At 67.3% G+C, this 21,059-nt stretch carries 15 protein-coding genes; 8 read left to right on the top strand and 7 right to left on the bottom strand.

Annotation, left to right across the window (positions count from 1 at the left end):
• Positions 1-109 precede the first annotated feature (109 nt).
• Complete coding sequence (locus OG787_RS46755) at positions 110-1,858, bottom strand: CocE/NonD family hydrolase (RefSeq protein WP_405539598.1); 1,749 nt, start codon at positions 1,856-1,858, stop codon at positions 110-112.
• Between the two features lie 281 nt (positions 1,859-2,139).
• Here OG787_RS46755 and OG787_RS46750 point away from each other — a divergent pair, with 281 nt between their 5' ends.
• The 6 genes from OG787_RS46750 to OG787_RS46725 all read left to right on the top strand — a co-directional run bounded on the left by OG787_RS46750 (position 2,140) and on the right by OG787_RS46725 (position 8,284).
• Complete coding sequence (locus tag OG787_RS46750) at positions 2,140-3,117, top strand: alpha/beta hydrolase (RefSeq protein ID WP_405539597.1); 978 nt, start codon at positions 2,140-2,142, stop codon at positions 3,115-3,117.
• Positions 3,118-4,288: 1,171 nt separating this feature from the next.
• Positions 4,289-5,749: an MFS transporter gene (locus tag OG787_RS46745; RefSeq protein ID WP_405539596.1), complete on the top strand. Its 1,461-nt coding sequence runs from the start codon at positions 4,289-4,291 to the stop codon at positions 5,747-5,749.
• Positions 5,750-6,072: 323 nt separating this feature from the next.
• Positions 6,073-7,089, top strand: a complete 1,017-nt coding sequence (locus OG787_RS46740; RefSeq protein WP_405539595.1) for an alpha/beta hydrolase fold domain-containing protein — start codon at positions 6,073-6,075, stop codon at positions 7,087-7,089.
• A gap of 33 nt (positions 7,090-7,122) precedes the next feature.
• Positions 7,123-7,422 carry an RraA family protein gene (locus OG787_RS46735; protein ID WP_405539594.1) on the top strand — a complete coding sequence of 100 codons (300 nt, stop codon included), beginning with the start codon at positions 7,123-7,125 and terminating at the stop codon, positions 7,420-7,422.
• Positions 7,395-7,574 carry a hypothetical protein gene (locus OG787_RS46730; protein ID WP_405539593.1) on the top strand — a complete coding sequence of 60 codons (180 nt, stop codon included), beginning with the start codon at positions 7,395-7,397 and terminating at the stop codon, positions 7,572-7,574. The genes OG787_RS46735 and OG787_RS46730 overlap by 28 nt, the downstream gene beginning before the upstream one ends.
• Before the next feature lie 47 nt (positions 7,575-7,621).
• Positions 7,622-8,284 carry a 3-keto-5-aminohexanoate cleavage protein gene (locus OG787_RS46725; protein WP_405539592.1) on the top strand — a complete coding sequence of 221 codons (663 nt, stop codon included), beginning with the start codon at positions 7,622-7,624 and terminating at the stop codon, positions 8,282-8,284.
• 148 nt (positions 8,285-8,432) lie between these two features.
• Here OG787_RS46725 and OG787_RS46720 read toward each other — a convergent pair whose 3' ends face one another.
• Positions 8,433-10,265, bottom strand: a complete 1,833-nt coding sequence (locus OG787_RS46720; protein WP_405539591.1) for a CocE/NonD family hydrolase — start codon at positions 10,263-10,265, stop codon at positions 8,433-8,435.
• A 57-nt stretch (positions 10,266-10,322) separates the two neighbouring features.
• On the bottom strand, positions 10,323-11,321 hold the full coding sequence (locus OG787_RS46715) for an alpha/beta hydrolase fold domain-containing protein (protein WP_405539590.1): 999 nt from the start codon (positions 11,319-11,321) through the stop codon (positions 10,323-10,325).
• 489 nt (positions 11,322-11,810) lie between these two features.
• On the opposite strand from OG787_RS46715, the gene OG787_RS46710 reads away from it, so the two are divergent.
• Positions 11,811-13,220, top strand: coding sequence for an amidase (locus tag OG787_RS46710; RefSeq protein WP_405539589.1), 1,410 nt, complete (start codon positions 11,811-11,813; stop codon positions 13,218-13,220).
• 8 nt (positions 13,221-13,228) lie between these two features.
• Here the strand turns inward: OG787_RS46710 and OG787_RS46705 are convergent, their stop codons facing one another.
• The 4 genes from OG787_RS46705 to OG787_RS46690 form a co-directional block, all read right to left on the bottom strand.
• Positions 13,229-14,620 (bottom strand): DHA2 family efflux MFS transporter permease subunit, encoded by a 1,392-nt coding sequence (locus OG787_RS46705; protein ID WP_405540780.1) that lies wholly within the window; start codon positions 14,618-14,620, stop codon positions 13,229-13,231.
• A 146-nt stretch (positions 14,621-14,766) separates the two neighbouring features.
• Complete coding sequence (locus tag OG787_RS46700; protein WP_405540779.1) at positions 14,767-15,750, bottom strand: alpha/beta hydrolase; 984 nt, start codon at positions 15,748-15,750, stop codon at positions 14,767-14,769.
• 70 nt (positions 15,751-15,820) lie between these two features.
• Entirely contained in the window at positions 15,821-17,434 is a 1,614-nt protein-coding gene (locus OG787_RS46695) for a tannase/feruloyl esterase family alpha/beta hydrolase (RefSeq protein WP_405539588.1), read from the bottom strand.
• A gap of 145 nt (positions 17,435-17,579) precedes the next feature.
• Positions 17,580-18,707, bottom strand: a complete 1,128-nt coding sequence (locus OG787_RS46690) for an alpha/beta hydrolase (protein WP_405539587.1) — start codon at positions 18,705-18,707, stop codon at positions 17,580-17,582.
• Between the two features lie 792 nt (positions 18,708-19,499).
• On the opposite strand from OG787_RS46690, the gene OG787_RS46685 reads away from it, so the two are divergent.
• On the top strand, positions 19,500-20,930 hold the full coding sequence (locus OG787_RS46685) for an amidase (RefSeq protein ID WP_405539586.1): 1,431 nt from the start codon (positions 19,500-19,502) through the stop codon (positions 20,928-20,930).
• The last annotated feature ends 129 nt before the right edge of the window (positions 20,931-21,059 follow it).

The raw sequence follows: 21,059 nt of genomic DNA, 5'->3' as shown, positions 1-21,059 counted from the left end.
GAGGCCTCGATGCCGGAGGGCATGAACGCCACCGGCCCTCAGGAAATCACCTGACCGCCGGTGGCGCTGACGACCGCGGACGGACACCGTCATGCCCGTCCCTGCACACTCACCGATCGATGATGGGAAGGGTGAGCCGGCTGGGGTGTGCGGGGCCGTGGTGGAGATGGTTGACGGCGATGACCATGTCGGCCTCGGTCTCTTCGGCGATGACGCCGCCGGTGTTGCCGTTGCGGTCGTAGCGGGGGAAGTTGCTGCTGGAGACCTCGAGGCGGATCCGGTGTCCTGGCAGGAAGACATTCGACGTCACGGACATGTTGAGCGTTATATCGTAGATCTCGCCGGGCTGCATGAGCTCCGGATCGGCCAGCGAGTTGCGGTACCGGCCGCGCTGAATGCCCTCGCACAGAATGATGGCGCGGCCGTCGGGGAAGACATCGACGAGCTTGCCCGTGAAGTCGGTGTCCGCCGCCGAGGACGACACGAACACGGTGAGCGACACCGGGCCGGTGACCTCGACGGGGTTCTCGAGCACCGGAGTGGTGAAGCACAGCACGTCGTCTCGGGCCTCGACCGGGCGTTGGTCCACCGGCCCCGCGAGATCCTGCGGAGCCAGGGCGACAATATTGCCGCCGAGGGTCGGGACCGGCCGCCGCGGGTCGTACAGGTAAGTGTCCTGCTTCTCGGACTCCGGTTCCGCGCTGGACAGCAGACCGGCGCCCTCGGCGGTGTTGGCGGGGCCGGAAGCGGACAGGAAGTAGTCCGTGTACTGGGTGTCGGGCAGCGGCCACTCCTGCTCGTCACGCCACTGGTCCAGGCCCATGACGAAGATCCGCACCGGGGCCGTACCCTCCAGTGCGTCCTCGTTGCCCCGCAGCCAGCGGTCGAGGAAACGCAGTTGGATGTCGGTCAGCTGCGAGCCGACGACGCTTCCGGCCATACCGAAGTGCCGGTCCGGATAGATGCCTGTGTCACCGCCCGGCGTGTGCGCCCACGGGCCGATGACGAGCCGCTGCCCCTCCCGGGCTTCCACACTTCCACCGCCCTCGCGCATGGTGGTGTAGGAGCGCACGGTCTGGGTGACGAACAGGTCGTACCAGCCGCCGATGTTCAGCGCCGGCACGGTGATGGACGAGACGTCTCGCACAGGGCCGAGACGCTGCCAGTACTCATCGCGGCTCGGGTGCCGCAGCACATCCCCCAGCCAGGGCAGATGCCTCTCCAGCAGTTCCTGCGAACTGGTGGGCGCCACGCTCATGGCTCCCCGCGGGTCGGCCATGACCTCGGCGAGCGCCATCAGTTCCTTCGGATCCCCACCACCACCGCTGACCTCGAACTGGGCCCGCATGAGAGCCACCATCGTGGTCCAGGAGAACACGGTCTCCAGTGAGAGCGCGCCGCCCGGCGAGTACCACGGCGACAGGTAGAAGTCGTCCGAGGTCACGGTCGGGACCATCGCCTTCAGGGCCTCGACACCGGTGGAGGCTGTCAGCCACTGGACGAACCCCCCGTAGGACGCGCCGTAGGTGCCCACCCTCCCGTCGCACCACTCCTGCTCGACCAGCCACGCCACCGTGTCGACACCGTCGTTCCGGTCGTCGACATGAGGGGTGAACACACCCTCCGAGTGGAAAGCCCCCCGGCAGTCCTGCACCGCGACCGCGTATCCGGCCGCCATGAGAGCGAGGATGTCAGGACTCTGGGTGCCGCCATACCCCGAGGTGATGTCTGTGCCATAGGGATGGCGCATGAGCAGCGTCGGCGCGGGTGCTCCGCTCGCCGGACGCCAGACAGTCGTCGCGAGAAGGGATCCGTCCCGAACAGGAACCTGGACGCCAGTGTCCACGATGAAGCTCATCCGTTTATCCCATCCACGCGATCGCCTATGATCCTGTTTCAACATAGATGGGTGACCGCGCTCCCGTACTCGTCAAATGGCGGGACATCCCCGCCAACTGGCGCGGTCCAGCGGACGCCCACGGTCCCGGCACCGAATCCAAGGCCGGGAAGTGCCACCGCCCGCCGGATGGCGGGTGCCTGGGCGATATCTCCGCCGATTGGCGCTCGAGCCGGTGAGTTTCGTCACTGAGAATTATCTGCAGTGGCTACAATGGTGTGGCCAGAAAAACTGGAGTGTGTATGACCACTATCCGGATCTGCCATCCGCCGATCGACCCAGAAATCGCCGCAGGGCTGGCACTTCTGGGCAAGGGCGCACCCACCACCATCACGGCAGAGGACATAAAGAAGCTGCGCGAGGTGAATCCCGAATATCTGATTTCGGATGAGGAATTGCGAAGGGGCGGCGCCATTGAATTCAATGAGATAACAGTGCCCGGCCCCGCGGACGCCCCGGACATCTCGTTGCTCGTCTGTCGGCCCAGTGGCACGACGGCGCCGAGCGCGGGCATCTATGTGACGCACGGCGGCGGAATGATCGGCGGCGACAACAGGGCCGGCATCGACAATTTCCTCGACTGGGTGGTGGAACTGGGCGTGGTGCTGGTATCGGTGGAGTACCGGCTGGCTCCCGAGCACCCCGACCCGGCCCTGGTGGAGGACTGCTACGCCGGCCTGGTCTGGACCGGAGAGCACGCCGAGGAGCTCGGCATCGACCCGGCCCGACTGCTCGTCGTCGGCGGAAGCGCCGGTGGCGGACTGGCGGCCGCCATGGCACTCATGGCCCGCGACCGCGGCGGCCCGCCCTTGATCGGCCAGCTCCTGATGTGCCCGATGCTCGACGACCGCAACGAAACCCCCTCCAGCCACATGCTCGACGGCGAGGGCATATGGGACCGCACCTCCAACCTCACCGGCTGGACCGCGCTGCTCGGCGACCGGCGAGGCGGACCCGATGTCTCCAGCTACGCCGCCCCCGCCCGAGAACGCGACCTCGCAGGACTGCCCCCCGCATTCATCGACGTCGGCGAAGTAGAGGTGTTCCGCGACGAGGCCGTCGACTACGCCACCCGCATCTGGCAGGCCGGCGGCTCGGCCGAACTCCACATCTGGCCCGGAGCCGTCCACGGCTTCGATCAGATCTTCCCGCAGGCAGCTGTGTCCCAAGTGTCGATATCGACCCGAACCGGCTGGGTACGACGACTACTCAGTCCCTGAGCCCCTCGACCGCGCATCAGCCCGCCTTGACCGCGCTCAGGTCTGGGTGTCCCACACGTAGGACGTGTCTGGAGTCGTGATCTGGGCTCGCTCATCAGGGGAGGCTGCGTCTTGGTCGAACACGCAACTCGTCACCTCGTTGCGCGACCGCGCAGACCGGCTTGCTCCCCTGTCGGCCCCACGCAGTCGGTCTGTCCTCAGGGCAGCAGGCCATGCCGTCGGGCTGCGACCAAGTCGCCGCCAAGCCGGCCGCTTCCGAATCGGCAGCCCGGTTCGTGCCCTGCGATGTGACCGACCCTGTCACTGTTCAGGCCGCGGTGGAGTCCGCCTCCGGCTCGGCACGCTGCGTGTCGCTGTCACCTGCGCGGGGATCGCGACACGCGGTCGGCTTCTCCCGGCTGATCCTGCCCGCCGTACGAGGGCTGGCTCAGCACCAGATCTGAGTCGTCTCCATCGCACGTGGGTCTTCGGCACTCCGCTCACCTCGGGCCTCCCCCTGGAGGCCGGAGGTGAGGTAATCCCTCCGCCGCCAGGTTCCGCATATCCCTCCCGGCTCGGTGACCTGCCGGGTTCGCGGCGTTGGTGCGCCATATCGTTGCGAACCCCATGCTGAACCGCGGGGTCATCCGACTCGACGGCCTGATCCGTACTCTCGACGACGGCCGAGTTCAGCCGACGCCGACACGTATGGTCCCGCGCTGATCAACAGTGTGGAGTCGGGACGCGGACGCCGTCGAGGAAGCCCTCATGAGTCACTACGTACCTCGCCCCAAAAGAAGATCCCCCGCGCCGGATGGCGGATATTTCGCACCGATTCCCGCCATATGTAGGGCTCGTGGATGTTACGTGAGCGACACACTCCATGTCATGGAACGACGCCGCTCCATCCGGTGAACATCACCATGTTGCAGCGCAGGAGAAGGGCACACCATGACCGATTCGCTGCGGTGACCAACCGCACTGTCATGGGCAGTGGGCCGGACTGTGCGATCCCCATCGGGAGCGCCTTCGTCGGCCAGTTTCAGAACTAGTCACTACACGGCGCCGCCCCCCGCATTCCGTCTCGTATGCGGAATCGATCTGGCGTCGTACAACGCCGGTCATCCTCCTGTCCGCTTCTGCGAAAGGGCTCTCCATGTCAACACAATCGACCGCGGGTACTGAGGCCGAGATGCCGCCAGAAACCGCCCCCGTGCCGACGACCGACGGCGGGGGGTGGACGCCCAAGACACTCAGCTGGCTGCTGATGCTGGTTCTTTCCGTGGAAGTCGCCTCGATTATCTACGCCGCGCCACTGGTCGCGTTGCCGAAGATCCTCACGCATTACCACACGAGTCAATCCGCATGGATCACGACCGCTGTCACCCTCGTCGGCGCGGTGTGGGCGCCGATTCTGGGCAAGTACGCCGATCTCCACGGCAAGCGAAGACTCCTGATCATCACCTTGCTCATCAGCGCTGCTGGATCGCTGCTGTGCACGGTGGCGCCGACGTTCGGCTGGCTGCTCGCGGGCCGGGCTCTCCAGGGGGCTGTCCTCGCGGCGCCGTTCCTCTGCATTTCCCTGGTCCGCCAGACCTTCCCCGTGAAGACCATCGCCGTCGGTGTGGGTGTCGTCGCCACCGGGTCCGGCCTGCTCACCGCGGGCATGCCCTACTTCATGGGCTGGCTGGTCGACGGCACGGGCTTCCGTAGCGTCTTCTGGTTCCCCGCGGTTATGGCGCTGGTCGTCGCCGCCTGTGTGCGGGCGCTCATCCCGGAGTCCCCGGTCCGCGCCCAGGGACGAGTCGACTTCTTGGGTGCCCTGTTGCTGGGAGCGGCGTTGGCGGCGGTACTGGCCGCCATCAGCCTCGGCGAGGGCTGGGGATGGCTCTCGCTCAAGACGACAGGCCTCTTCATCACGGGGCTGGCAGTGCTGGTGCTGTGGGTGTTCCAGGCACTGCGCACCCGCGAACCCCTGGTCGATGTGCGTTTCCTGAAGCAGCGGCCGCTGGTGCTGACCATGCTGATCGCCGGGTTGGCCGGCGGTAGCGGCGCCTGCTTCTTCCTCATGATCAGCATTGTCTCCCAGACACCTCCGGTGCTGGGGCTCGGATACGGTTTCGGCACCGACTCCCTCGGCATCGCCAGGTATCTCGCCCCCTTCAGTCTCGGGGTCCTGATCGGCGGCATCATCGGAGGACAGCTCACACAGCGGGTGGGCCCGGCGCGAACCCTCGTCATCTCACAGGTCATCACCGTCGTCGGTGCGGTGGCGTCCGCCGCGACCATTACCTCGGCGGCCGGGATCCTCGTCCCCATCGCGGTTGTCGGCGTCGGCGTCGGAATGGCGGCAGGATCGGCATACAACCTGATCATCGAATTGGTCCCCTCCACATTGCAGGCGACCATCGCGGGAATGGCATCGGTCATGATCAGCGTCTTCTCGTCGGCTGTTCCGGTCGTGGTGATCGCGATACTGAACAGCTCATTCGCGACCATGATGAACGGGATCCCGCTCTACTCCCTCTCGGGTGTCAGATTCAGCTTCCTGGTCCCGGGCATCATCGCCGCCGCAGGGACGATCACCGCTCTGGCGCTTGTCGCCGCCCAGCGCGGACAGGCCGCCACGGCAGCCGCTGACCTCCCCGCGTGACCCGGCCGACACGCCGCATGCCTTCGTCGAGTGAGTCACATCCACTTCGGCGATGCGGCGCGGATCTCCCAGACATGATGTGGCCCTGTTTCTGAGGCTGTTCGTACCACCCGAAGAGCGCTCGTGACCCGCGCACACTCACCGCAGGCACGCCGCTCGCCCCGGAGGTGACCTCAGTCTTGCCTAACGGTCTGTCGGTTCCTCCGGCAGGCCGTTACGCCGGTGCCTCCGTGCCCTGCGGGGTGCGGCTGCGCCTCCGGATCCGGCATCCGGCATCCGGCACCCCACGAGCAACCGCCCAGTCGACGAGAGCGAGAAAAACGATGACGGACCTTACCCGCCCGGTCCTGGACCCCGAGGTCGAGGCCGCTGTGACCACGAATTCAGCCGGGGACAACAGCCCGACCCGGATGGGCGTCACAAGCCTCACGCCGGACGGAATCCCCGCGCTCCGGGAACAGGCCATGGCTCTGTCTGCCAGCGATGAGACCCTTCGCCACGGCGGTCGAGTGGAGTTCGAGGAGCTCACCGTTCCCGGGTTCGAGGGAGGACCCGACGTACCCGTTCTCGTCCTCCGGCCGACCGCAGGCTCCGGGCCCCGCCCAGGGATCTGCTTCACCCACTGTGGCGGCAAAGTGGCCAGCGGCACCCGTATGGCGGTCGACATTCTGGGCCTGCTCGACTGGGTGGCCGACTTCAACGTGGTGGCGGTGGTGGTCGCCGTCCGGGTCGGGCCCGAGCACCCGCATCCGGCACAGGTGCATGACGGGTACGCCGGTCTGCTCTGGGTCGCGGAGAACGCGGCGTCGCTGGGCGTCGCCCCGGACCGGATCGCCCTGTTCGGGGCCAGTGGCGGAGGGGGGGTCGCCGCAGCCACGGCGTTGTTCGCCCGAGACCGGGGCGGCCCGGCGGTCAGCCATCAGGTTCTGCTGAGCCCAATGCTCGACGACCGGGAGATCACGGTCTCCAGCCACTTCGAGAACGTCATCTGGGACCGTACGTCGAACCGGACCGGGTGGTCTGCGATCCTCGGCGACGAGTGCGGGGGCCCGGACGTCAGCCCGTACGCGGCGCCGTCGCGAGCGACCGACCTCAGCGGCCTTCCTCCGGCTTATCTCGACGCGGGATCGGCGGACACCTTCCGTGACGAGACCATCGACTACGGGGCCCGGCTCGCGCAGGCAGGTGTGCCGGTGGATCTGCACATCTGGGCCGGCGCGATGCACGGCTCCGAGGGCGTCGCACCGAAGGCGGAGGTCACGCGTGCGGCGATCACGGCCAGGCTCAGCTACCTCCGCCGCATCTTCGGCCCCACGCCGATAGGCCCTGACGCCGGCTGACGCTCGGTCCTGCTGCACCACACCGCAAGTCTCGTGCGGCCCGGTGACGTGGCGGTGGTCGACTGCGGCGGCGATCGTCGGCACGCCCCCCTCGGCGAGGCCGTCGCCAACGCCGTCTCCGCCCGCGGCGCGGCGGGCGCGGTCGTGGACGGGGTCTGCACCGACATCGACGCGCTGAGCGCCATCGGTCTGCCCGTCTACGCCTACGGCCTGTCGTTGCTCACCACGAAACTGCACGGCATCGCCGACGGCGGCCTGAATGTCCCTGTCACCTGCGCCGGAATGCCCGTGCACCCGGCGGCCTCGTGCTCGGCGACGCCAACGGCCTGCTGATCGCCCCCGCAGGGCGGCTCGCCGCCGTGCTGGACGAGGCGATCGCCGATGACGCCGAGGAACCCGGCCTGATCGCCGACCTGCGGCAGGGCGAACCGCTCGGCGCACTGACCGGCGCCACGGCAGTCGTCGAGAAGCTGCTGGCCTCCTGACCGACTGATGTTGCTGTCACGTTCCCGTACGCCTCCGAAGGACCACCGTGTTCCTCAAGGCCGCCGTCAACGGTGGACGGACCACGTCCGAATACCCCGCCGCCCCGGTGACGGCCGCGGAACTCGCCGCCGGCACGAACGCGGTACATCTGCACGTCAGGGACGGTGCGGAGGGCCAGACCAGCTGTCCCGACGCACTCGCCGCCGTGCTGCGCAAAGTCCGAGCGGCGGCCCCCGACCCGGTGATCGGTACGACCACCGGGCTGTGGACCTGCTCCGGCCCGGAAGAACGCCTCGCCCTGGTCGAGGCATGGGAGGTGCTGCCCGACTTCGCCTCCGTCGCCTTCAGCGAGGATGGCGCCACCGAGACCGCTGCGCTCGTGGTGGCTCGTGGCATGGGCTTTGAGAGCGCGATCTGGAGCATGGACGGCGTCCCCGCCCTCCTCGCCTCACCCACCCTTCACCGCAAGGTGCGCATCCTGATCGAGCCCATGGACGAGGACCCCGGCACAGCGGTGACGCACGCCCGGACCATGGCCGCCGCCATCCTCGCCGCCGGCGTCACCTGCCCGCTCCTTCACCACGGCGAGGCCGCGACGGTCTGGCCGGTGCTCAGAGCCGCCCTGGAGGACTGCCACCAGGCCCGCATCGGATTCGAGGACGGCCAGAACTTCCCGACGGCACCCCGGCCCTCGACAACCGCGACCTGATCCTGGCCGCCCTGGCGATGCGCGCCGAGGTCTGGTCTGACAGTCGGTCCGTACGAACGTCTTACGGTCTCGAAGGACGCAGCGAAGCGTCATGCCCGCAACAGGTGAACGCCTTGGTTGACCTTGGTTAACGGGCACGACGCCCACATCACGTCGGGATGACCGGCAGCACGAGTACGGACGGGTGCCTGTCGTCGTGCAGGACGGTTTGCCGCGCGATCACCGAACTGTCGCCGAGAAGACTGCTTTCGCCCGTGTTGAGATTGACGTCCTGCAAGGGATAGTTACTGGACGAGATCTGCAGCCGGAAGGCGTGGCCGGGCAGGAACAGATAACTCGTCGGCGTCAGTTCGATCGTGATCCGTTGGACCTCACCGGGCGTGACGAGCCCAGGGGCCTCCGGGCGGTAGCGCAGCCGGGTGACCCCGTCGCAGACGTTGGTCGACCGGCCGTCGGGGGCGAGGTCTGTGAGCTTGGCCGTGAAGTCGGTGTCCACCGCGGATGTGGTGACCCAGAGCTCGACCGTCACCGGGCCGGTCACCTCGACCCCGGACTCCACCGGATCCCCCGTGTAGACGAGGACGTCACGGCGGGTCTCGACGTCGGACTGGTCGGTGATGCCGGCCGGAGATCCCGTGCCCAGGGTCGTGCCGCCGCGGGTCGGCACCGGATCCTTAGGGTCGTAGCTGTACGAGTCGGGGGGTTCGTCGCCGGGCGGCGTGGCCGAGAGCCGGCCGTCACCGGCCGCGGTGTTCGCGGCTCCGCCGCCGCGGAGGTGGAGCCGCGTCCACTCGGTCCGCGCCAGCGGCCACTCCCATTCGTCACGCCAGACATTGGCCCGCTGCACGTAGATACTGATCGGCGCCTCGGTATCGATGCCGTTGTCATGACCCTTGAGGAAGCGTTCATACCAACGGGTCATGACCGAGTTGGGGGCGTACGAAACCGAACCTATCTCCATGGCGTCGGGCGTCATCACATCCTGCGGAGTCCACTCGGACACGGGAAACATGGTGCCGTAATGCGAATAGGGGGAGATCACCAGCTTCTGTGGTCCCGAATTCGGGTTGGCCTGCACGCGCAGATACGTGCGAATCGCGCCACGAATGAAGAGGTCGTGCCATCCAGTGGCATAGAGTGCCGGCGCTGTCACGTCCTCCATACCGGAGGAGATATCTCGCGACAGCCAGTAGGAGTCGCCGGGATCCGGGTGCGAAGCCCATTCCTTCACCCACGGAATGTGCTCGGCCAGGAGCTGGATGACCTCGTGCGGCGGGCGCTGGTAGATCCGGCCGACCGTCTCGACCTGCTCCGCCATGAGAGTCTGGATTTGCGAGACCAACTCGGCGAGACGTTCGGGGGTCGGGGGTGTCGCCGCCATGAGTTCAGCCGCGACGTCCCGCAGCGGGAACTCGATCAACTTCAGGACGACCGGGTCCGTGACAGCCGCCCCGCTGCGCCTCAGCGCGTCCTGGAGAATACTGGCGAGCGGCCAGATCACCAGCACGTCGATCTGCGCGACACCTGGTGCGTAGTAGCCGAAGCCGTCGAAAATCCCGCCCGCCAGCGAGGACGCCACGGCCTTGACCGCCGGGTGGTTGCCGACCATTCCCAGCAATGCGGTGAGGCCCAGGTAGGAGCTTCCGCCCAGCGCCACCGCGCCGTTCGACCAGGGCTGTGCGACCAGCCAGTCGACCGTGTCGTACGCGTCCGTTCGATCGTTCAGGGCAAGCTCGTAGTCACCCTCCGAGCCGTACCGGCCCCGGACGTCCTGAGCGACATAGGCGAATCCCAGCTCGGCCGCCCTTCTGCCCATCTGGTCCAGTCCGGAATAGGGTTCGTCCTTCCCATATCCCGTACGGAATAGCACCGTTGGCCATGGCCCCTCACCCGCGGGGTGGTGGATGCTGGTCGCGAGGCGGATGCCATCCCGCATCGGCACCATTTCCTGGGTGACCTGAATCAATGCTGCCTGCTGCACGACATCCTCCTTCGGACTAGCCCTGTACTAGCGTCTGTTCGGGTCTCGGGGGTGGTCCTACGCCTGGCTGCTGAGCAGCCGACGGACCCAGTCGGTCCGGGTCGAGATCGCGGCTCGGGATACCTCCGCCCCGGGCACCAACTGGTCGAACCCGTGCAGGCCGCCCGGCCAGACATGAAGTTCGGCGGCTCCACCCGCCTGCCAGATCCGGGTCGCGTACGTCACGTCCTCGTCGCGGAATCCGTCGACCTCACCGACGTCGATGAACGCCGGCGGCAGCCCGGCGAGGTTGGCCTCGCGTGCCGGTGCCGCGTAGACGGAGACGTCCGGCCCGCCTCGGCGCTCCCCCAGCAGCGCCGTCCAGCCGATGAGATTCGCGTTCCGGTCCCAGACACCCACCCCGTCGAGCATCGTGCTGGACTGGGTCTCGTGCCGGTCGTCGACCATCGGGCTCATCAGCACCTGGCCCAGCAGTGCCGGGCCGCCTCGGTCCCTGGCCATGAGCACGACGCCAGCCGCGAGTCCGCCACCGGCGCTCCCCCCTGCGACGATCAGCCTGGCCGGGTCAATGCCTAGTTCTTCAGCGTGCTCGGCCGTCCACGACAGACCGGCATAGCAGTCCTCCACCGGTCCCGGATCCGGGCACTCCGGGGCGAGACGGTAGTCCACTGACACGAGCACCGCCCCGAACTCGACCGCCCAGTCCACGAAGGTGTCGATCCTGGTCCTGTTGTCGCCGGCGATCATCCCGCCACCGTGGATCGCATAGATGCCGGGCGCCGCCTGCGTGGTCATGCCGACCGGGCGCAACACAAGCAGCGGGACATCCGGCGCACCGGCAGGACCCGGTACGGTCAGCTCCTGGATCGCGATCGCACCGCCACGGGAAAGGCTCTCGTCCGTCGCCGCCGCACCGCTCACCATCTCCCGCCTCGCGGCGATGTACTGGGCTGCGGACGTCGTCGCGCTCGACGGAAGATTCGCACGTGCGACGGCGAAAACGTCAGCAATCTCCGGATCAACCGGGGGATGCGCATTGGCTGCCACCGTGGTCACACTCACTCCGTTTCACCGAGGTCACGTCCTCGTGACCACTTCAAGGGAGTCTGAGTGAGGAGCGACACCGTCGGACGCGCCATCTGGCTGGGACTCTTCGGGCAAATCCGCCAAACGGCGAGCACACGTTCCGGGAACGGACTTCCCGCGCCTGCCCGTCACTGCTGACCTCTCCCTGTCTGACCTGTCCCTGTCCGGCACACCGCCTGGGCGCGGTTGCCCCACGCGCACCGTGGTGGGCAACCCCTGCCCTCGGGACAGCCGAAAGGAAGGAAAAAGAAAGGGACACGTGACGTCCTGTGCCTTCGGCAATCTCAACCGCCGTGTGGCGGGACTCCAGTCCGACTCGACGCCAGATGGCAGCCTGCCCTGAAACACCGTCGCCGTACTCTCACCTTTAGCTCGCTCCGACGTCGGAGGGCACCGGAATCGACGGGGAACGAACGATCCGGCCTTTGCGAGGCTGTACCGGAGAGCTGAGGAGAGAACATGCCGGAGGACCTGACCTGGCTGCCCGCATGGCGCCTGCGAGAGCTGGCCGTCGAGAAGGATATCTCGCCTGTCGAGGTGACCGACCACTTCCTGAACCGGATCGAGGAGATCGATCCGAAGCTGTTCTCCTTCGCTACGGTCGACGCGAGCGGTGCACGAGAGCAGGCTAAGGCCGCCGAACGCAAGGTCCTGGCCAACGAACCCGTCGGCGTCCTCCATGGAGTGCCGGTCGCGGTCAAGGAGACCATCGGCGTCAAGGGACTGCCGGCACCCGCTGCCGGAATCGCCTCCTTTCCTCATGACTACATCGCTGTCGAACGCCTGCGGAACGCCGGGGCGGTCATCCTCGGGACGACCGCGATGACCAGCCGCGCTGATCGCCGCGAGCAGCTGGCGGGGTCTCGCAGCTCGCTGGGCGGGATGCCGGTCGAGTTCCACACCGACAGCGACGTCGTCGGCACTCCGGCGAATCCATGGGACCTCAGCCGTGACCCAGGACCTTCGAGCCGGGGAAGTGGTGCCGCCGTCGCGGCCGGATTGACTCCCGTCGCGATCGGCACGGACGGTGCCGGCTCAGTTCGACTGCCTGCCGCACTGTGCGGGATCGTCGGCATGCACGTGTCGCGGGGGCTGGTCCCGGTCGTGGACTACCCCTGGCCGACCCTTTCGCTCCTCCTGTCGACGGGGCCGCTCACGCGATCCGTTCGTGACTCAGCGATTGTCACGCAGGTGCTGGCCGGTCCGGACGGCCGGGACATCGCCTGTTCCCCATTCGCGGCACCCGACTATCTGGAACACATCGACGACGGCATCGCGGGCCTGCGCATCGGGTGGACGGACGACTTCGGGTTCTCGCGCACCTATATGTCGGACGAGACGCGGCGCGTGGTGGCGACGGCCCGCGAGGCCGCGTTCAGCCTGAAAGATCTCGGCGCCGCCGTGACCGGGACAGACACGAGTTGGGACGACCCGCTGCCCGCATACGACGCCATGGCCGCCACGTTCCACCCGTTCACGCTGATCGGCTCACTGCCCGGACCAGAGCGGCGTCCGTCGCCCGCGGAGTACCAGGCCGGGGCAGAGCTTCGAGGGCGCGTCTGGCACCAGACCCGGCGCTTCTTCGAGGAACACGACCTGCTGGTCAGTGCGACGTGCACCATGGTCGCGCCAAGCCCCGAGGAACTGGCGGCCCCGTGGTCGACCGAGATGGTGTATCGCTACACAGGCCACACCGCCATGTTCAACCTGCTGGGCTTCCCGGCGATGTCAGTGCCCTGCGGCTTCGTCGACGACCTGCCGGTCGGCCTTCAGATTGTCGGCCGACCGGGTGATGAGGCCCTCGTCTTCCGCGCTGGACAAGCGTTTCAGCAGGCGAACCCCCGCGACGAGCGCCCACCCGTCGGATGAGCCTGGGCTCAGTGGATCATGGTCCTCGCCGACGAGCCACCCGTGCTGGTGCGCCGGACCAGGAGCGAGACGGCAACCGCAGCGAGCGAGAGAAGCCCCGCAACGAGGAATGCGGCGTGCAGGCCAGGCGCGTCGGCCGCCCCGCCCGGGGCTGTGGAGTTCGCCGTCATCACGGTGATGAAAACAGCTGTTCCCGCCGCGCCTGCGACCTGCTGCAAGGTGTTGACGATCGCACTGCCGTGGGAGTCGATCCCGTCGGGAAGCGATCCGAGGGCGTTGGTGATCAGCGGAGTGAGCATCAGCGCGACGCCGACACTCATCCCGACGTGGAAAGCGACGACGTGCCAGAGCGGTGACGCGCTGTCGAGAGTGGTGAACGACCACAGGGCCGCGCTCAGGACGATCGCGCCGGGAACGACCAGCGGCACCGGGCCACGGCGGTCGTAGAGCCGCCCGACCAACGGGGCGAGCAGGCCCATGACCAACCCACCGGGCAGGAGGAGCAGGCCGGTGGTCAGCGTGTCGCGGCCTTGGACGTTCTGTACGTAGAGCGGCAGCAGAGTGATCGATCCGAACAGCGACACCATGCTCAGCCCCATCAGCAGCACCGCGAGCACGAAGGGCCGGTACGACAGCGGCCGCAAGTTGAGGAACGCGCGCTCGGTGCGCTGCAGCCGCAGCTGCCGGAGGACGAAAGCGACGAGGGCCACAGTTCCGGCGCCGAGGGTGCTCCAGGGCGGTAGCACCTGGTGCCCACCACTGGCGGCCTCACCGATGCTGCTCAGCCCGTAGACAAGACCGCTGAACCCGATCGCCGACAGGACGACTGAGACAACATCGAGAGGAACGCGCCTCACGCGTGGTGCGAGGTGGAAGCGGAGGGCTCCGAAGACGAGCGCGAAGACCGCGAGAGGCAGCACGCTCCAGAACAGCCACCGCCAGCCCAGCCGCGCGAGAACCAAGCCCGACATGGTCGGACCGATCGCCGGCGCGACGGCGATGACGACGGAGATGGTGCCCATGGCCCGGCCACGCCGTTCTCCGGGAATGAGCCTGAGGATCGTTGTCATCAACAAGGGGAGCATCATCGCGGAGCCGGATGCCTGCACGATCCGGCCGGCGAGGAGTACGGAGAAACCGGGGGCCAAGGCGGCCAGCAAAGTCCCTGCCACGAAAAGCGCCATCGCGGTCAGAAAGATAGCTCTTGACGGAAAGCGTTGCACCAGGAAGCCAGTGGTGGGTATGACCACAGCCATGGTCAGAAGGTAGCTGCTGGTGAGCCATTGGGCAGTGGTCACGCCGATCGAAAGATCGCTCATCAGATTCGGCAGTGCCACACTCATGATCGTCTCATTGAAGATCATGACGAACGCCGAAGCGACCAGAAGCCCAATGACCAGTCGGGGTGAAGACCGTAAATCACCGCCCGACGGCCGGACGTCAGGCGGTGAAATACTCGCGCTATCGGCAAGCGGGTTTTTCATATGCAACCTTCAGGAATCACAGTGGCACTCGGCGGCGGCGCCGCCGAGTGCCACTTCGTATACTATTTTCCTTCGCCGAGTTGCCGCCGGACCCAGTCGGTACGGGCGGATTCCGCGGCCTGCGAGAGCGCGGCTGCCGGGGCCACCGCGGTGAACCCGTGGAATCCTCCGGGCCAGACATTGAGCTCGGCCGTTCCCCCGGCCTGCCAGATACGCGTGGCGTAGTCGACAACCTCGTCCCGGAAGGTGTCCACCGTGCCGACATCGAGGAACGCTGGCGGCAGTCCGGTCAGGTCCGTGGCGCGGGCGGGGGCGGTGTAGCCGGACACGTCCGGTCCCCCGCGCCGGTCACCGAGCAGGGCTGTCCAGCCGGTCTGGTTCGAAGTGAAGTCCCAGGTGGCCTCGCCGTGCAGCATCCTGCTCGACGGCGTCCGCATGCGGTCGTCCAGCATCGGGCACATCAGGATCTGCCCGATGAGCTCCGGCCCGCCGCGGTCGCGTGCGAGCAAGGCCGTACCGGCGGCGAGACCACCACCGGCGCTGGTCCCGGCGATGAGCAGGCGAGCAGGGTCGATCCCCAACTCATCGGCGTGTTCGGCGGTCCAGACCAGACCGGCATAACAGTCTTCGATCGGAGCCGGGTCGGGGTGTTCGGGCGCCAACCGGTATTCCACCGACACCACGACGGCCTTGAACTCCACCGCCCATTCCAGCAGCGGGCTGAGCAGGGTCCGATTGTCACCCGTGAACATTCCGCCGCCATGCGTGTGGTAGATCCCGGCGACGGTGCCGACAACGCCTGCCGGACGACAGATGAGCAGCCCGATATCCGGCGCACCAGCAGGCCCTGGAACCGTCCGCTCCTCGAATTCGATGGTGCCGTTGCGCCGCAGCGCCTCATCGGTCACAGGCTGGGCGGCCGTGTACTCCCGGACAGCCCCGATCATCTCCGGCGTGATCGACGGTGGCACCCCCTCCGACAGCAGTCTCAACGCCGGCGCGATTTCAGGATCGACCGGTGGGCACACGGGCTTGGACGTAGTCACGAACGCTCCTCCACACTGTGGCCACGCCGCCGTGACCTCCACTTGATCATCGATACAACGCCGCACCCGGTCAGGTCGTCGGCGAAACCGCTGTGGACGCACTCTCCGGAATACTGGGCTCCCTGGTTGCGGGAGCGGACGGGTAGGCACCCACGGCTCCCGTCATCGTCACCGTGCTCCCCGTCGGGTCGTACCGCTTGACCTGGAGCGCGTCGGGGGCACGGCCGTTCTCGACCCAGTCCATCAGCGCGGCCATCCCCGCCGCGAGCGTCACGCCGGGACCGGCGGCCGTCACGTGGGAGTGACCGTCGCCGGGGGTGAGGAACAACCGCGCGAACGAATCGGTGCCCTCGACGCCGCCCATCGCGTCGAGCACGCGGCGGAAGTAGTGGACCGTCCCCATGGCGAAGATGACCTCGTCGTCGAGCCCGTGGGTGAGCAGCAGCTTCCCGCCGCGGTCCCGCAGCTCCGACAGATCAGGACTGTCGGTGTCCAGCTCGTGGAACTCCCGCACACTGCGATCGAAGAGATCGTCGAACTCCGCGAAGGTGAGTGTGGTCCAGTCCCACTCCGGGTCACGGCACACCCAGGCACCGACATAGGCCTCGGCTATGGGGAACGGCGCCGGGACCAGCTTGCCGTCCACCTCCGCCGTCATCGCCAGCCCCGCCTCGGCGCCGGTACTCCCCCAGCTCTCGGTCCCGGGTCGCAGCCCGAACCAGCGGAAGCCGCCGTCGGGCGATCTCGGCCCCTCCCAGATCTTCCCCATGACGGTCGCATCGGTGGCCGTGATCACCCCCGCCTCCGTCGAGGTGCCCACCAGTTCGTGCGGATCCCAGACGGGCGGGTCGAATGTGGTGACGAACGGGGTCGCGGCGTCCGCCCCGCGCCCGGCCTCGATCACCGCCTGCCGGAAGGCTTCGAGCTTCGCCGGTGCGAGGGGGTTGGCGTACTCCTTCATCACCAGCACGGGCCAGATCGCGGCGGGAACGAACCGGGACCAGTTGATCGCCGGTTCCGCCGACCAGATCCCGTCGTAGTCCTCCGGATAGCGCTGCGCCTCCATCAGAGCCTGTCGTCCGCCACCGGAGGTCCCCTGGAAGTAGGAGTACAGCGGGGCCGAGCCGTGGATGCCTTCGACAACCGCCTTTCCCACGACGGTCATGTCGTGGGTGCTGCGATGCACCCAGTTGCGGATCAGCTCCCAGTCCAGTTCACCGGTTCCGACGTCCAGTGCCCAGCTGGAAGGCCGCTCATCGCGGTTCGCCGCGTCCGTCGACGCGGCGGCGAACCCGTTCATCAGCGCCCGCTGCAGGGTCACGATGCGGAAGACGTCGGAGTGCTGCACATCGGTCGTGGTGCGGGTGCCGCCCCCCGCGGTCCCGATGAAACGGCCGTTCCAGGCGAGCGGGACCCAGACAGTGATCGCCGCGGTGTGCCCCCCTGGACCGCGCTGCCGAAGACGTACGTCACAGAAGTCCGGAAGTCCCCCACCGACCGCCATCTCGTGGCGCCCGCTGGTGTTCACCGCCACCGAAGTAACCTCGACGCCCTCGATGTGGGCGACGGCCTGCCGGACGACGTCAACTGTGCACCGGTCCGCGATGCCGGGGGAGGGCGTAAGGCCGTCGGTGGGGAACCATCGGACAGGGCCGTACTCGGAGATCTCAGTGGGATCGGTCATGGATTGCTTCTCCCTCTTGTCGTCCTTGGCAGTGAGGTGAGCGCAGCGACAGTTGCACCAGTACAGCTGCGATGATCGTCTGTGGTGCACATACCGATTTCGACGGACAGCCGCGCCGCAATTGGATTACTCTCCGTGGCCGAGGTCAACGAAGATTTTTCTCGTCCCAGTACCAATCTCGCCGCAGGTCGTACTTGAGGCAGTCCGCGATATTTCCCTGAAATATCGACTCGTACCGCTGCTTGTACGGTTGATCGGCATCGCCGACATAGAGAGAACCATGTATGGTGCCGCCCCACTGGTGCACCTCGGCATACACGCCTGCCTGATAGAGCGTTTTCATGAATGCCAGAGTCGGGTCCCGATCAGGCTCATGTTCGCTGGTGTGGATGAAAATCGGGCATAGGCCGACACAATCTTCGACAGTTGCCCGTCCGACCAGGGCCTCCGGACCCAGAAACGGAGAGTTGTAGTCTTCACGAGTGAAGTACTGCTTCAGGCCGCGCGCCATGTGAATGCCATCCCACTGGCCACTGAGCCCTTTTTGGGAGGGGTAGACCATCCGGTCCTCGGTAATAGGCTCGTTGGCCACACAACCTCGCGGGCGGTAACCAAATCGCTTGAGCCGGAACGCCAAACTGAGCACGAGGAGTCCGCCGCCACTCGCACCCGTGATCACTATCCTGTCCGGATCGATGTTGAGCAGCTCGGCATTCTCGACGGTCCACCGGAATGCCGCGTGCAGATCATTGATGGAGGCCGGGTACTGACCCTCGACGCTGCCTCGAAACCACGGGGAAACCACCACGGCATTCTGCCTGTGGGAAGTCTCAAGGAGCCAGGGTTGAAACTCACGAGGATCGCCGAACATCATCCCGCCGCCGGCTATCCGGAACACACACGGCAGTGGTTCGCCGGTACGTTCTCGCGGCTCACGCACGAGCACATGGATGGGCGACAGCTCGTCGTCATCGGGATCGATGTCAGGGTAGGCATCCCCCCGGAATTCCTTCCAGACTCCTTGGTTGCGAACGCTCTCGGGAAGCCGGCTTTCGGCCTCCTTCAGTTTCGCTGCCACACCTTCACTGAACTCGAGTCGTGCCTTCTTCCGCTCCTCGATCGGCCTGTCCGGATCGGTCAGCACAGCACCGATGTCCGTGTTCCGAGGCGACCCCTGCCAGTTCTCGTAGTTCACCAGCTCTGGGTGAACCCAACGTGGATCTTCACGATAGTCGGCACGATTTCCCTCGATGCGCGGCAGCTTCCAGCCCATGGTGACAACCCTCCATTGGGTATGTCGGTGAGTTCAGAATCCACACTCTTGCCGGCCGGGAAAGCTCGCCTACCGGTTCCCCGGGCCGGCCGGACACACGATCAGGCCGAGGATTGGCGCGCCCACCCACGACCATCTGCTGGAAGCGCTGCACGGTCAATCGGTTGCCCTGGCTCGGGATACGACATCGAATACCTTTCCAGCTTGGCGGGGCTCATCGCCGGCGATGAGCATGCGCGCTTGCCACAACTCGAATAGCGACCCAAGTCGAAATTCGTTCCGCGCCCGATAGCCAGGCTCCCACCTGGACCACGGCCCAACTGCGGCCGCGCGGCTACGTTTTGGGGGCCTGAGCCGCCAGATGGCTACCGCACCCCCGGGGTCGTCGTGGACCGCGACAATAATTCGAACATATGACCCCCTGACTCTGGAGGGACATCGGAGCGCAGATGGCACATTCCCCCTGGCGCTCCCTGGTGAGAAGTCCAGGACGGCGCGGGCCCGACGCGCTCCATCCCGCGTGTGCCAATGCCGACGACCGGCCTGCGCCGCCATAGGGGCGGCGACTACCGGCCCGTCCGCCACATGGCGGGAATGAGCAGCCAATACCCCGACAGCTGGCGGCAAGCACATTCGCCCTGTGCATTCAGACTCGCTCAGACAAACGAAAACGCCGTCGCCACGTGCGCCCCAGAGGGCGAGTCCGTGTCGGCCCGGCATACCGCGCCACCCGCAGGGCCGTGCGCACAGGCCGTCGTGCCTCCCGCCGGCCCATCATGAGAGGAATCCCCGATGACCTCGACGTCCACACCCGCTACCGGCCCGGTGCCGGTCGACGCCGCGGCGGCCGACACCGGCGAGCTGATGTGGACTCCCGCCTGGCGGATCCGCGAGCTCATCGAGGCGCGCGAGATCTCGCCGCTGGAAGTCACCGAACACTTTCTCGCTCGGATCGAGGCGCTCGATCCGGTCCTGCACACGTTCCGCAGCCTCGACGCCGACGGGGCGCGCGCCCAGGCCCGACGCGCGACCGAGGCCGTCACCCGCGGCGACGATCTCGGCCCGCTGCACGGCATCCCGGTCTCCGTGAAGGAACACATCGGCGTGGCCGGGCTCCCGGTGTGGGGCATCGGCGACCTGCCTGGATCGCGAGTCGCGGCCGAGGACGCCATCCTGGTGGAGCGATTGCGCCGCGCCGGAGCGGTGATCGTCGGTACCACGATCATGCCGGGCGTCGGGATCGACCCCGCCATGCCCGACCTTGCCGGGCACCCGCGAAATCCGTGGGACACCACCCGAGTCCCCGGCACATCCACGGCGGGCGGGGCGGCGTCGGTGGCCGCCGGGATGATTCCGGTGACCATCGGCTCCGACGGAGCGGGCTCGACCCGGTTGCCCGCCGCACTCAGCGGGATCGTCGGCCTGCACTCCAGCGAGGGACGGATCCCCTCGGTCGACTTCGACTCCCCCACCGTCACCCAGGGCGGCTCGTACGGTCCGCTGACCAGGGACGTACGTGATACCGCGCTGGTCATGCAGACGCTTGCCGGGCCGGACGGCCGCGACCCGTTCGCCATCCGCACACCAGCGCCGGACTACCTCGCCGGGCTCGCCGACGGCGTCGAGGGCCTGCGGTTCGCCTGGACCGACGACTTCGGCTTCGCCGCGCAGCACGCCCAGCCCGGGACCCCGGAGATCATCACCGCGGTCCGCGACAGTACCCGCCGCTTCACCGACCTGGGCGCCCAGGTCGAGCAGACCGAGGAGTCGTGGGAGGACTACTGGCCCGCCTTCAAGGCGATGACCTCGGCCTACGGCCCGCCGCTGACCGTGCTGGCGTTCGGCGCCTCGCACACCCCCGCCAGTCTGAAGGCCGGCCACGAGCTCTACGGGCGGAACTGGGACAGGTTCGAACGCGTCTTCGCGAGCCATGACCTACTGCTGAGCCCGACCCTGCAGTTCACCGCGCCAACGGTCACCGAGTGGGACACCCACTTCAAGCGGACGGAGTACCGGCACCACCCCACGGCCGCCTACACGGCCGACACCCACCTGTTCAACATCTACGGCTACCCAGCCGTCTCGGTGCCCTGCGGCACGGTCGGCGGGCTCCCGATCGCGTTGCAGATCATCGGCAAGCCCGACCGGGAGGCACTCGTGGTCCGCGCGGCGTACGCCTTCCTCGACGGCAGGCCGGTGGCTGCCCCGCTTCGCTTCGCGTGAGGTGGACGCCCAAGTCCTGGGCGCGATGTCGGCCAGCCTCTCCGGCCGAGTTCGCTCGACGGGCCGGAGAGGCTGGCCCCCGCATCGCCAAGGCCGTACCGAGCGTGTGCACGGCCCGCGAAAGGTGGC

Origin of the sequence: Streptomyces sp. NBC_00075 (assembly GCF_045041225.1) — a bacterium.
In the GTDB taxonomy this organism is placed as follows: domain Bacteria; phylum Actinomycetota; class Actinomycetes; order Streptomycetales; family Streptomycetaceae; genus Streptomyces; species Streptomyces adonidis.
This window is presented reverse-complemented; position numbering and strand designations above follow the sequence as displayed.

Excerpts from the sequence above, each read along its gene's own strand:
- OG787_RS46750 (WP_405539597.1), top strand. The coding sequence starts at position 2,140 with ATGACCACTATCCGGATCTGCCATCCGCCGATCGACCCAGAAATCGCC.
- OG787_RS46690 (WP_405539587.1), bottom strand. The coding sequence starts at position 18,707 with ATGGGCTGGAAGCTGCCGCGCATCGAGGGAAATCGTGCCGACTATCGT.
- OG787_RS46740 (WP_405539595.1), top strand. The coding sequence starts at position 6,073 with ATGACGGACCTTACCCGCCCGGTCCTGGACCCCGAGGTCGAGGCCGCT.
- OG787_RS46695 (WP_405539588.1), bottom strand. The coding sequence starts at position 17,434 with ATGACCGATCCCACTGAGATCTCCGAGTACGGCCCTGTCCGATGGTTC.
- OG787_RS46710 (WP_405539589.1), top strand. The coding sequence starts at position 11,811 with ATGCCGGAGGACCTGACCTGGCTGCCCGCATGGCGCCTGCGAGAGCTG.
- OG787_RS46685 (WP_405539586.1), top strand. The coding sequence starts at position 19,500 with ATGACCTCGACGTCCACACCCGCTACCGGCCCGGTGCCGGTCGACGCC.
- OG787_RS46745 (WP_405539596.1), top strand. The coding sequence starts at position 4,289 with ATGCCGCCAGAAACCGCCCCCGTGCCGACGACCGACGGCGGGGGGTGG.
- OG787_RS46755 (WP_405539598.1), bottom strand. The coding sequence starts at position 1,858 with ATGAGCTTCATCGTGGACACTGGCGTCCAGGTTCCTGTTCGGGACGGA.